10 protein-coding genes are annotated in these 13,982 nt (G+C 35.0%); 3 read left to right on the forward strand and 7 right to left on the reverse strand.

The features are described 5' to 3' along the window. Positions 1-5: 5 nt before the first annotated feature. The 7 genes from AC1DM9_RS28680 to galU form a co-directional block, all read right to left on the reverse strand. Entirely contained in the window at positions 6-764 is a 759-nt protein-coding gene (locus AC1DM9_RS28680; RefSeq protein ID WP_477550995.1) for a hypothetical protein, read from the reverse strand. Between the two features lie 13 nt (positions 765-777). Further along, complete coding sequence (locus AC1DM9_RS28685) at positions 778-2,373, reverse strand: glycosyltransferase family 2 protein (protein WP_477550996.1); 1,596 nt, start codon at positions 2,371-2,373, stop codon at positions 778-780. Positions 2,374-2,405: 32 nt separating this feature from the next. Beyond that, a complete protein-coding gene (locus AC1DM9_RS28690; RefSeq protein ID WP_477583471.1) occupies positions 2,406-4,451 on the reverse strand; it encodes a glycosyltransferase family 4 protein in 2,046 nt (681 codons plus the stop codon). 3 nt (positions 4,452-4,454) lie between these two features. Continuing rightward, positions 4,455-6,638: a methyltransferase domain-containing protein gene (locus tag AC1DM9_RS28695; RefSeq protein ID WP_477550998.1), complete on the reverse strand. Its 2,184-nt coding sequence runs from the start codon at positions 6,636-6,638 to the stop codon at positions 4,455-4,457. 13 nt (positions 6,639-6,651) lie between these two features. Continuing rightward, complete coding sequence (locus AC1DM9_RS28700) at positions 6,652-7,929, reverse strand: ABC transporter ATP-binding protein (protein ID WP_477550999.1); 1,278 nt, start codon at positions 7,927-7,929, stop codon at positions 6,652-6,654. Then, positions 7,919-8,743: an ABC transporter permease gene (locus tag AC1DM9_RS28705; protein WP_441876324.1), complete on the reverse strand. Its 825-nt coding sequence runs from the start codon at positions 8,741-8,743 to the stop codon at positions 7,919-7,921. Before AC1DM9_RS28705 ends, AC1DM9_RS28700 begins: the two co-directional genes overlap by 11 nt. A gap of 87 nt (positions 8,744-8,830) precedes the next feature. Then, positions 8,831-9,712, reverse strand: coding sequence for a UTP--glucose-1-phosphate uridylyltransferase GalU (galU, locus tag AC1DM9_RS28710; RefSeq protein ID WP_477551000.1), 882 nt, complete (start codon positions 9,710-9,712; stop codon positions 8,831-8,833). Positions 9,713-9,984: 272 nt separating this feature from the next. Between galU and AC1DM9_RS28715 the strand changes: the two genes are divergently transcribed. The 3 genes from AC1DM9_RS28715 to AC1DM9_RS28725 all read left to right on the forward strand — a co-directional run bounded on the left by AC1DM9_RS28715 (position 9,985) and on the right by AC1DM9_RS28725 (position 13,919). Beyond that, a complete protein-coding gene (locus AC1DM9_RS28715; RefSeq protein WP_477583473.1) occupies positions 9,985-12,246 on the forward strand; it encodes an O-antigen ligase family protein in 2,262 nt (753 codons plus the stop codon). A gap of 207 nt (positions 12,247-12,453) precedes the next feature. Then, the gene (locus AC1DM9_RS28720; protein WP_441876316.1) at positions 12,454-13,467 is read left to right on the forward strand and encodes a peptidoglycan DD-metalloendopeptidase family protein; all 1,014 of its coding nucleotides are present in this window, start codon (positions 12,454-12,456) and stop codon (positions 13,465-13,467) included. Positions 13,468-13,472: 5 nt separating this feature from the next. After that, positions 13,473-13,919 (forward strand): bactofilin family protein, encoded by a 447-nt coding sequence (locus tag AC1DM9_RS28725; RefSeq protein WP_477583475.1) that lies wholly within the window; start codon positions 13,473-13,475, stop codon positions 13,917-13,919. The last annotated feature ends 63 nt before the right edge of the window (positions 13,920-13,982 follow it).

Consider the following 13,982-nt stretch of genomic DNA (forward strand, 5'->3'; position numbering starts at 1 on the left):
TTTTTTCAACCCCTAAATTTGTTTATGTATCTTTTCAATCGCTTATTTATTATTAGTGAAAGAAATAATATTATTAATGATAGTACTATAGTAAATGTAGAAATAATTAAAATACGAGATAACATATTGATTTTTTTACCAATTGGCTGTATTAGAACTTCTTTTTTTCCACTTTCGGGAGAGTATAAATCCACTTTTTGTTCGGTATTATTGTGCGAAACTAGAACCTTACCAGACCAAGCATGCGTTCCAAATTCTAAATGAATACTCTTTTTTGCTGATATTTTTAATATCAAAGGTTCACCAGTTCCTTGGGATACTATTGCTTTGTCTTTCACTATCCAATTACCTTGCAAATCTAGGGTACTTAAAACGAAAATTTGTCCATCAATTTCCAGCTGAGTAAGCCAAACCTCAGAACCTTTTGAGTCTGGATTCATTTCTCCTATTGCATTGACAGTAATATGGGTAATACCATATTCATTATTCATATCAACTGGTATTTTCAATATCACTATTGAACTTATTAATAAACAAGACATAGCTATTATTATTTTTATTTTCTTATTAAATAAGACAAGCTTCATCCTGTTTTTTTTCAGTAAGTAAGTTATGGTTACTAAACCAAACAAAAATAAATAAGAATAGATAAAAATATGTTTAAAGACAGACTCATTATGCATTTCAATGAATAGTTTTGAATATGAATAAGAAAAAGAAATTGACAATAAAATCACTGCTATTTTTTTCAACAATGTAATCACATTCCTAACTCCGCTATTTAAACCATTTATTTACTTTCAATTTAATCAACCATTTAATTATTAATCTCCCTTTTTTTGAGTTTGCCATACGGATAAGTTCATATTTAAGATTGTTTGCACTTGTAATTTCCCCTTCTTCAGAGACGTATCCAACTTGAGGGTATGATATTGTAGGATTATTCCACAAATAACCTGGTCCGTTTGCATAATTCAGATTGAATAATTCCTTGCCGTATTTCTCATAGCTTTCATTATGGAAACTACTGATTTTTGAGTACAATTCATTCACTATTTTACGGTTAAATTTCCTAGACATCGACTCACTTCTGATACGATAAAATACAAGCTGTTCGGGAATACTTACTCCCGCGCAACCATTTTCACACATAGATATCCATGATTCGTAATCCTCCATACCTCTATCCATTTCGAGTTTATTCAACCCATATTTCAAAAAGTCTTCTCTTCGAATAACAGCGAATGCACTTAGCATATTAGACATTAATAAGTAAGGAAACTCTGTATTAAATGTCACCCAAACATCATCTTTTAAACCGAAGAATTTAACCCAGGAGTATACAAAAGAAATATTTTCATAATAATTTAAAATTTGAATGCATCTAGTATAATAACTAGGATGAATAATGTCATCTGCATCAAGAAACGCTATATATTTACCAGTAGCAGCCTGTGCACCTATGTTACGTGCATTTGCTAAACCCTGATTTTCAATATCGATTACTTTTACTACACTATTAAAATTTCTAAGATCATTTAATACCTTTAAACTTTCTGAGTCATTGCTTCCATCGTTAACAATAATAATCTCAATCGTTGAATATGTACTCTTTAAAACACATTCAATTGTCTCAGTTAATAAGCATCCAAGGTTATAAAATGGAATAATGACTGTTAAAAGTTCGCATTCGTTGTTATCCATACTAGATATTGTCCTTAAAGGCATGCTGCTACTAACAGGAAACCTAGATGAATGTGCTTGTTTCTCCTTGATGATTTCCATTAATCTTGCTTCCCAATCAAAAATTACAGAATTATTTGGATTAACATAAATAACTTCTTTATATCCATTTTGATTCAATGTATCTAATATTACTTTATCCCACGCTATATTAGCATGTGAATATGAAATACATTGTTTTCCCATTTGCCTATGCCAATATTGTGGAAATCGATATTCTATTTGATTTAATAGTGTCTTATTGTGTAAAGTCACAACGAATACATTATGAAGTTGCTTGTTTAGTGTCCAGATGTGCTGCAAAATAAAGTATGGTAGTACCTCGTCCTGATGAATAAATAAAACAATTGGATCGGACCTAACTAAATCCGTATTTTTCTCACCTAGTACCTTTATAATTAAATTAGACAATGAGAATGATCGAGCAAAGCCTTCTCCTAATTGAATATTTACTGGAACCTGATCTTCTGAAAATCTATATATTGATTTGCTTTTCAACCAATCACCAATATCTGTTACTGATGAATGACAAAAAACCTTGGTCACATGACTATCTAACCATTCAACCAAAGTTTCCGGCATCATATTTTTATCTTCAGAATTTGCTGACTCTACATACCAAACTTCCATTATTTTTCATACCAACTTCCTACACCAGAATGCTATCTTTTAGATCTAAGTTTTTTTACGACAACATAAAATTTTCTTAGAACATTTACAGCTATTCTTCCTTTTAATCCATCCATACCATCAGTTCTATTTTTTAACTTATGATAGAAACTTTTAAAATTATTTTTAATATATATTTCTTTGATCTCACTTTCAGCAACCGATGCTTGTCTTATAAGTGGATAAAGAATATTCGGGTTCCAAGTCTTGTTTTTAGTAGATCTGTGCAGCTTATAGACCGATTGCTCCTTATTTATATTAAGGAATTTTGAACTAATCTCAATGTATGCCCTTGGAATAACATATCCTTTTTTATTTATCAACTCCATCTCACCCAAGTTGCCCATTCGATTGTCAAAGACATCTCTAAGATTAGCCAATGAATCATCAATACTTACAATTGATCTAGTCAATCTTGAATAAGGATAATAATTATGATTTTCATACAAATCAAACTGTGAAATATTAGAATTTCCGCTGTAATAGCATCCTACAAAACGAAGATCAGAAGACTTTGAGTAAATTCTTTTTGCAACAGAAATGAATAATGGATCAATAACATCACCTTCGTAACAGGTTAGAACATATGGCATGAGCGACATTAAATGATCAGTACTTCCATCGAAACGTTTGGCGAATCTAATTTCTCCAAGAAACAAAACGGGAATTCCTGGTGGATCTAATGATAAAATGTAACATTTTTCTTGATCTACATCAGGATGATTTAAAAGTGAAAGATAATTACTAATATCATTTCCTTCATCTTTTAATAAAACAATAGAGCATTTCCAATTATAGTTATTAACTTTATCTGCATTCAAATCATCATTATTTTCCTCAAAAATAGATTCATATGTTCTATTAAATGTGCCATTGTTTATAACAGAATAAGGATAACTAAGTTTACTTCTTAGCTCACTACTTAAAAACAGTGTTTCCATTTTCGAAACAAGATCAAGTGAAGTATTATTGTAGACCAAAGAATTCTTTTCATGATGAAAGTAATCATTAAACGCTGGTATGTTATTAGATATGATAGGTATGCCCAATGAATATAACTCATGAATACTATAACAAAAAGACTCAATACGATTAGGAAAAACCGCAAATCTGACGTTTTGAATAACCTTCTCTAGTTCCTTATGATTCAATTGTCCTGTGAATACAAATCGATTTCTAAGCTCTTCTGGAATTCGTGCTAACAATTGATTACGATAGGGCTGACCTGATAAGTCCATACCGTCATAACCAACTATATAAAATAAAGATTGGTTACTTACATTCTTCAACATAAACATAACCGCAGCATCTACAAGGATGTCAACACCCTTTAATTGAAATACACGTCCATAAAATAAAACATCTTGTTGTTTTTCATTAACACTGTATTCTATATCATTCCAAGGTATTACGGGTGGAGGAGAGACAATTAAATTTTCTAGTCTAACACCGTAACGCTCCATATAAAGGTTGCTCCATGCCTTAGAAGGCACCATTACAAAATCAGCATTTTGTATCGAGCTTTTCTCCATTTGATACATTTCAAGTTTATGTATATTTAATTCATTAGGTATCTGTTCCATATCCATGAGATCAATGGTGCAATGTGCCCTAATAGTTAAAATTATTTGAGCAAATTCACCTTCAAAACGCTTTGCACGTACAGAAAAATAACCAATACCAACATAGTCAAAAAATTCAACATAGTTAATTAAATACAGTGAAGTTAACTTTACCAATCCTCTATAAAAACGATAGCTTTTTTGCAAAAAAACATTATCATATCCTTCACCGCAGCCAGACTCGTCCAATAATAACTGCGAAAGACAAACTATTGTAAGATTGTTAAAGTTGGGTAGATCTTGTTTGTAATTATTTTCATAAAGATCACATTCATGCTTGGGCATATCTAATAATAAGATAATATGATTATTGTTGTTTTTTAATAATTCTTGTATCGCATAATGAATAAACACACCGCAGCCACCTGCATTTATAGGTGCAAGTTCGTAAGAAACAAATACATATGTTTTAATCATTTTTCAACGCTCTCCTCCAAGAAACGTCTCTATACTCTGCTTCGCTAGTCTATTATTTTCCACTTTCCATTCTTGATATAACCGAATTATTTCATCTTTGTTTTGAAGAGCAACCTGGATTTTCTTAGATATTTCTACCGGGTCATCAGGATAACTAACAATTAGATAATCTGCAAGTGGACTTCCTTGAAAGTAATGATGATTTGGACCTGTAAGGCATGGAACCCCCATGTCTAAACTTTCCAAGACAAGCAAAGGAGCACATTCGGAAAATGTTACATACAGATTAATATCATTAGTCATCATTTGGTTTAATAACTCTTCCCTCGGCACAGCATTCTCAATACCCTTAAAATCAATATTTAATTGCTGAGCAAACTCTTTCATCCTTGAAGTGTATGGAATTGCATTTACTTGAACATTATCAATTAGCGCAGCTGCCGCTATTTGAGTAAAAGCATTTTTATTCCACGTATTTCCAGATGCATAAACACCAATCCTAACAATCTTATCTTCAACTTGAATAGATTTACGTAGTATTTTTTTATCTAGATTAACTGTATTTAGTATAAAAAAACTTGGAAATCCTTTCTGTTCATATAAAGTTGCCATACTCTGTTTAGCAAAACCCCATGCGTCAATTATACCCTCATTTACAAGTTGAATTATTTCTTGATACCTATACCAAGAGTAATCCTCATACATATGTGTTGTATTTCCATGCCAAAATATTTTTAATGATAAGTTTGGATTTAATTCCTTCAACATTTTAGCAAGTTGAAAATAACCAATTGCAAAACCACTAAAGGTAATACTAAGGGGTTTTCTATTATTGATTAGTGAAGCAATATATTTAATTTCTTTGCTATCATGCAGTTCTTTGACCGGCACTACGAATGAAAACAGTTCATTTGTAGAATTGGTGACCCCAAGCCACTCTGGCTGATGAATAGAAATGTTTTTTTCATAAGGAACTGCTGACAATAGTCCAATCAATTCTTTATACTTTATTTCATCATTTTTAGATTCTTGGATCATATTCTGAGGTATTATGTCTACAGAAACTACATCATTTTTCTTTAATTTTCTTATAATATGAAGTGTTTTGCGCAAAGGTTTTGTTAAACGATAGATACGATCCATATTTCTAAGTTTATTTATTATTCTCCAAGCAAGAGATGACTCAATCTCGTGTAGCCGGGATTCAAGATAAATGACTCGAGAACGTAATACTAGATTTTCCTCTTTATACTGAGTTTCTTCTGTAATCTTATTTTGCAAAATAACAGTTTTTTCGTTATTCTCATCAATTAAATTATTAATTTTTAATTCTTGCTCTAAAATACGTTTATTGATAGCTTCTTTCTCTTTCGTATTCTGTATGTCTCTTTCTTGAAACTCATTTAATTCAGATGTCATTTGAAACTCTTTTTCAATACGCATCTTTAATTCTTGTGTACGCCAGCCTACTTCACCTTCAAACTTTAAAATATTAGGTCTAATCCTTTGATCCATTAGCTTAAGCCTTGAAAACATAACCTGATTTTCCAGATGACCTTTAGGCCATATATCTGTAAGTTGTGTATAATATAAGTCCTGTTCATCTGCTACTTTAGTCATCAACGTGCATGATTGTCCTATTAATTCATATTCTTTTATAATTGAATGCTGCCAACAGCCGTTATGATCAGGAAATTGCAGAGTAGAGTTTGGTATGAAATTGTTCTCAAAATGGAGAATACCATGCTTTGAGACACGCACCAATTCCGCTAGTATCCCACTTAAATGTTCCGGTTGTATATGAATTAGCACTGAAACTGTATATACAAAATCAAAGTAATTATCAGGAAATGGTAACTTCGACCTCGGTTCGATCAATGTTATCCTGTTAATTAAATCTTGACGGCTTTGAAAACGTTCCTTTAAACTCTCCAGCATAGTTGGGCTTTGATCAACACCATAAAATTCAACATTAGGGATCATATCTAAATATTCTGCATGCCTACCGAAACCCACACCAAACTCCAAAACCTTTGTTTGTTTTGGCATATTTGAAAAAATACTGGTCAAAACAACTTCTTGAATACCATATAATGGTTGCATGGCTCTTCTTTTATCAACTTCATTTGCCCAATCAAACCCATTTTCTTGCCACCATGCTTCATTTTCATATATATTATTAGTCATAAAATACTCACCCTTATAATTTTATTTCAATTGGAATATACACCTTATAATGCACTGGACGATCCAGCTTCCGGATAACCTCAAATGCTGTAATACCATCAATTTGCTCATACAAATAGGTATCAGAATAATCACGATTTGTAACTTCATTAACTGCTACAGATATAGAGTAACTTCCTTGTCGCAAAGATACTGGAAATTTAAACCTAATTTGTTTTTTTTCTTTTGGTATTACTGAAATCAATGTAACATTCTCATCGAACATAGTAGTTCCAAATAAATCAACTCCAGTAATATCTCTAACCAAAAAAGAAACATTTATATTTTCTGCAACAATATCTGAAGTTATTTCACAAACAAGTGTAGCTTGTTCTCCAAACTCGTACACTTTTGTTAACTCATTTTTTTCATTACTCATATAGGCACTTAAAAATCTAATTTCGCCTGTTCCATATTTAAAAGCACTTGTATCACTATCTTTAAGAGCATTTGTTTCTTCAACGAAATGCTCATTATTTATTGGTTTAGTATCCTCGACATTTTCGTTCATTTCTTCTCTAACCATTGCTAAGTATCGATTAGTTATTCTCTCCGCTGTTCCTTGTTCAATCATCTTCCCTTTTTTAAGCAAAATCGCTGAATTGCACATTGATTTAATCGAATCTACTGAATGACTTACAAATAATAGTGTGACTCCCTTTTCTTTTAACTGCCTCATTTTAGAAACACATTTCGCTTGAAATGCAACATCGCCTACTGCTAATATTTCATCTATTATTAATATATCCGGTTCCATATTAATAGCAACAGAAAAAGCAAGTCTTGCGAACATACCACTTGAGTAAGTCTTTACTGGTTGATCAATATGATCTCCAATATCCGCAAATTTTTCAATTTCTGAAAATTTGTTTTGTATTGCCTCTCTACTAATTCCGTAAATGGCTGCATTTAAATAAACATTCTCTCGACCGGAAAACTCAGGATTAAATCCTGAACCTAACTCAAGTAATGCTACAACCTTTCCAACTATCTCAATAGAACCTGAAGTAGGAGTTACAGTGCCAGCAAGTATTTGAAGTAGCGTTGATTTACCGGAACCATTTTTGCCTACAATCCCAACGGTATCGCCACGTTTCACTTCAAATGAAATGCTATCTAATGCATGAAACTCTTCAAATCTGCCTGCTCCTTTTTTATCAAAAAAATCCAACAATCTCGCAGCTGGTGAATCATACATTTTATATGACTTACTTATGTCTTTTATCTTTAGAACTGTTTCATCAGATAACATCAGAAAATCCCTTCCTTAAAAAATTAAAAACTGTTAATCCCACTATTAAAAACGAAATAGCTATTATACATGTTACAAAGTAACTAGTAAGTGAAAATAACTGTCCATTAATAAAGATATCACGATACATTTTGATTATCGGACTTAAAGGATTAATTTCAAGATACACTCTAAATCTTTCTGGAATTAGCGATGTTGAATAAAATATAGGAGACATATAAAAGAGAATATTTATGATAAGTCCGACAATATACACTAAATCTCTCAGATAAATTCCTAATGCTGAAACAATTAAAGATACTCCTAAAGTCAAAATGATTGTAGGAAACAGAACCAATGGAGCAAATATTAATACACCATTAGGTGTATCCAAAAAAACAATCTTGCCAATTACTAAAAGTAATATTGAAAATGAACTATTAATCGCCGTGGATAATACAATGCTTGCTGGTAAAATTTCCAACTTAATTACTACTTTTTTAATGTAGTTAGCACTTTGAGTTAACACACTTACAGAACGGTTAACTGATTCAGAGAAAATCGTAAATGGTATTAAACCAGAAAAAATCATTAAAGTGTATAATAAATCACTTTTCTCTGATATATTTTCCCATCTTGATTTAAATACAACAACAAATATAAAGCTATACACAGCTAGCATTAATAATGGTGAGATCATTGCCCAAATTACGCCTAAAAATGACCCTTTATATCTTTGTTGAAAATCTCTTTTTGTAAATTCATACAAAAGCGTCCTAGCTTGATATAATGATAATAAATAGTTTTGAATTAATTGAAATCTCTTAGCAAACATAAATTACCTCATATACATTTATTGTTATTAAAATTCACTGAAAAACTATTATTTTGATCATTTCATACGCATATTTACATACAATCATCATAAACGAACAAATTTTGAGTGATAAAGATCAATTATATAATCAAGTAACCCTTCTCCAAGATCATCATGTTTTAAGCCCATCTCAATTGTAGTTTTAATAAATCCCAGCTTTTCGCCTACATCATAACGTTTGCCTTCAAAATGATATGCAAATACCTGTTCAATTTTCCCAAGCTTATCTATAGCATCAGTTAATTGGATCTCACCGCCGGCCCCTACTTTTTGACTAGATAAAATTTCAAAAATTGCAGGTGTTAGAATATATCTCCCCATTATTGCTAAGTTAGATGGTGCTTTCTCTATAGATGGCTTTTCCACCATGTTTTTAACTGAATAAAATCTTTCCATAATATATTCAGTTTCAACAATACCATAGCGACTTACTTCATTATATGGTACTGGCTGCACACCAATAATTGAAGATTCATTTTGTTCAAATAGATTTATCATCTGTTTTAGACAAGGAACCTCTGCTTGAACAATATCATCACCAAGTAGAACTGCAAATGGCTCATCTCCAATAAATTTACGAGCACACCAAATAGCATGTCCAAGCCCCTTTGGTTCTTTCTGTCTAATATAATGGATATCTGCCATATTAGAAGACCTTTGTACTTCATCTAGTAATGCAAATTTCCCTTTTTCACGAAGATTATTTTCCAATTCAAAACTGCTATCGAAATGATCCTCAATTGCTCTTTTTCCTTTGCCTGTTACAATAATTATATCTTCAATTCCTGAAGCAACAGCTTCTTCAACTATGTACTGTATGGTTGGTTTATCAACAATTGGAAGCATTTCTTTTGGCATAGCTTTTGTTGCTGGTAGGAATCTGGTTCCTAAACCTGCTGCCGGTATAATAGCTTTTCTTATCTTCATCTCTTTTCAAATCCTCCAATAAAATCTACTCCACCTTCGTTATCTTACCAAAATTCCACCTATAATCATACCTTAATCTGGGCCCCTGACCGAATAAATTGTAGAATTTTTCCGATTCCCTCTCTATTTCGACAAAACCTCATATTCTACAAATTTGTAAACTACATACAAATCGCTTGTCCTAATATAGTAATCTACTCCCCCATTTGTTAAAATACAAATAAAGCTAAATGTTTCATATCTACATAACGATGGATGAGGAGTACATACGAATGAGTGCACGGAACAAATCAAAAAGGAATACGAACACTTTAAATGCTGATTTTGCGCTTTTGAGGTGGATTGGGGCAATTGGAATCGCTCTATTTCTAGTCATCTTCCCCTATGAGAGAGCATTGTTTAACGGTTACGAATTAAGCTTTGAAGGCCCTATTTATGGAGCACTCATCTTCGGTTACGTGATGCTTGCCTTTACTGCATTTTATGTGTATCGCAACTCACAGATGAACAGTTATCGCGGAATTTTGTCGATTGCCGTCATGCTGCTTCCCTTCATTTATTGGTTGTCATCATTACAGGCGGTTTCAACCTATTATGCGAAGTTTATGACTCTCGTATTTTTCCTACTTGCTGCTTTATTCATAGGCGCTCTGTATTTTGCAGAAAATAAGCTAACCCGCAAAACGATTGAATACGCGGTTATGCTCTCTTCTTATTTAATTGTACTATTTGGTTTGCTCAACCTTTTTGGTCAAATCTATTATAAGGATGCGCTATGGCTTGCACATGACGGCTACCGGCTTTCATCGGTATTCCAATACTCAAACTCATACGCCGGCTTCCTAGTCGCTTTATTTCTAGTTAGTTTGTATTATGCAGTTCACTGCTTGCGTCCATCTGCAAGAATCATTCATGCTGCCATGCTTGTACCGATTTGGATTTCATTCATGCTCACCTATTCGCGCGGTGCAATTGTTATTATTCCAGTTATGCTGCTTATTGTGCTGCCTTTCTTACGCTTAACGAAGCAAATTACATACATCGTGTTTATGGGCGTATCTGTAGTGGTTTCCATGGCTGTCCTTGGGAAACTAACAACGATTGCTGATAAAATAGCTACTCTAGTTCAACCGACTGAAACGAAAGCGCCAAGTACAATTTCCTTGTTCAGCTCACTGCCTATGCAGGGTTGGGGATTACTTGTGCTCGGCCTACTCATTGTTACTGGCCTTATTATGCTTTATCATGCCAAAGCTGCTAATTTTCTAGAAACGAAGCTTACCAAGCTTTCTTCGTACAAATGGTCTTTTGCGGCTGTGCCTGTCATTACAATCGTGCTTACTGCTATAGCAGCGGTCAGCCTTCTTGGCAGCAGTGCTATTCGCGGCTTGCTTCCTGACAAAATTGCTGCACGCTTTGAAAATATTAACCTCCAACAGCACAGCGTTTTGGAACGTTTAACCTTTTACAAAGACGGTCTTCGTGTAGCTGAGGATTACCCTCTGCTTGGAGGCGGCGGCGGCGCTTGGCAAGCCATGTTTGAGCAATATCAGAATAACCCTTATTGGAGCAGACAAGCACATAGCTTCTTTGTACAAGTTCTTGTGGAGAGCGGTTGGCTTGGACTACTAGCAATCGTCGGACTGCTCGCGTTTGTATATTTTTTATACATCCGATCCTTTATTCGTTATCCCGAGCTTAGAGGCAGCCATTTTGTCTTTTTCATTTTTTCTTTGGCGCTGCTAGTCCACAGTGTGATCGATTTTGATATGAGCTATATTTATATTATCTCTCTCGTCTTTATTTCTCTCGGTTGTATGCTAGCTCCATATAGCCACAAGCTAATAATCGAACGTATGAATGGCAAGCTTAATAAATCTTGGCCAAAAATCGCATATCCAGCGGTTATGGCGTTATTGTCTATATTCCTTCTAGTCATTGCCATTCGTGAAACTAACGCAACTAGTAACTATAATAAAGCTATCGATTTGGCAGTTGGGCAGCAAACTTCTTTAGAACAACTTCTGCCTATACTTGATCGTGCCATTAAGTCTTCACCAACACAGCCTTATTATAAACTAACGAAAGCTGACTGGCTGGAGCAGGCTTATAAGCAAACGAACACCGCTACATTCCTTGACCAAGCTCTTAGTACTGTAAAAGAAGGCAGAAAATATGATCCTTATAATCGAAGCCTTCTAATGTCGGAATATCGTTTTCTGCAAGAAAAAGGACTTTTTGAAGAGTCGCTCGCAACGATTAATGAAGGCGTCAAAAAATTCCCTTGGGATATCAATTTATATGAAGCTGCGATAACCTCATACGCCAAAGCAAATCAAACTGCACTTACAGAAAAGGATGAAGCTAAAGCAAATCAATATGCTCAGCAGGTTGTCGATCTCTCTAACGAAGTTAAAAGAAGAATCGGTCAGCTAGCTTCACTTCCAGCCGAGCAGCAGCAAGGCCGTGCATTTGCAATGACACCAGGTATAGAGGAAGCAGTTGCCCAAATAGAGCTTGCTTCGGCACAATAAAGTGTTGTAATGATCTCGTATTACAAAGACTGCCCGCTTGCACAATTCATGTGCGACGGGCAGTCTTTCTCGTTTCATACAAGTTTCACGCAAGTTTCTTGTATGTTTCACGCAAGTTTTATGGCATGTTTTACTTCGTTTAAGAATAAATAGCAATAGAACGTTCTGATCGTTTATAGCCAATCTTAAGTAGGAAGGAGAAGTCTATTGAAACGAGTCCAGAAGCCAAAATGGTCTTTTGTCGTGCTGCGCGGCGCTGACAAAACCGTTAAACAGTTTCACGTTTCAAAGCGATCGGTCTTTGCCGCTCCAACAGCGGTAGTAATAGCGGTTACGGGCTGTATTGCGGGGCTTCAAATAAAGTCGGCCTATGAAATGAACCAATTGGAAGAACAGATGTCACAACAAGACGAACTATTTGCCCAAACCGTTTCCGATAAAAACGAAGCTATTGTCTCGCTGCAGCAAGAAATAATCGGATTGTCAGAGCAAGCAAATGAAATGAAAGAGAAAATCGATGATCTGCAGCAGCTCGAACTAAAGCTGAAGCAATTTATCGCAAACTATGGCAGCAAACTTGAAACCTCTACCTATCTGACGCCAATAGACAAAAGTGAGACAACTGTAAAAATTCTTTCCGATACTTCCTCAACAGGAAATCGGAGCTTTAACGATTCGAAGCAAAGCAAACAGTTTGTTTTGCTCGCACAGGAAACAGGACTTCATCTCGCCGATTTGCAACGGATGGTCGAGACGATGGAGGATTCATTAACGTTGACACTGCAGCTTGCACAAGCGACGCGAGTCTCCGTTGATGCTTATCCTTCCGGCTGGCCGACACGCTCCAAAATGCTGACCTCTGGATTTGGTTATCGAAGAGATCCTTTTACTGGACGAACGGCTTTCCACGCTGGACTAGACATCACTGGCAAGCTAGGAGATCCCATATTTAGCGCAGCAGACGGCACAGTATCGGACACTGGCTTCAATAACTCACTGGGCAAGTATATTATCATTGATCATCTCGGAGGCCTGCAAAGCGCCTATATGCACTTAAAGGAAATCGAAGCGAAAGAAGGCGACACCGTGGTTCGAGGCGAAAAGATCGGTTTGCTCGGATCGAGCGGCAGAAGCACTGGCCCGCATTTGCATTTTCAAATTATGCAGAAAAACGAGCCTGTTAACCCTTTACCATTTTTGTCATTAATAAAGGAGGATTAATGTTTATGTTCAAGGACCATAAGCGGCTGGCAGCCACTGATACATTAATTGGCCAAGGCACGATAAGCGAGGGCCGGCTAATTTGTGAAGCAAGTCTTCGCATTGAAGGGGAGCACCGAGGCGATATCGAATGCAAAGCTGACGTAATCATTGGAGAATGTGGTCTTGCTCGCTCGAATATTACGGCGCGCGATATTACCATTGCAGGAAAGGTTTTCGGAGATATCGTCACCAAGGGGAGGCTAATCATTACTTCCTCCGGCACGTTAACGGGGGCAATTACAACCCAAACACTTATCATTCAAGATGGCGGCAAGCTGAATGGCAACTGCTACATGGAGCAAGCAGCTGACAGCAAAAATCGTGTGCCAGTAGAATCCGATGCACCACACATCATCGGTAAAGAAGCAGTAATTAAAGAATCCAAAGAGAAATCTCGCCAAGCAGGATAATACAGCAAAAAAGCCGTTCTACACGTGCATGTCTTCCGAAGAAGCAGCATGTATAGAAACGGC

The sequence above is a fragment of the Paenibacillus sp. 01T431 genome (assembly GCF_056398625.1).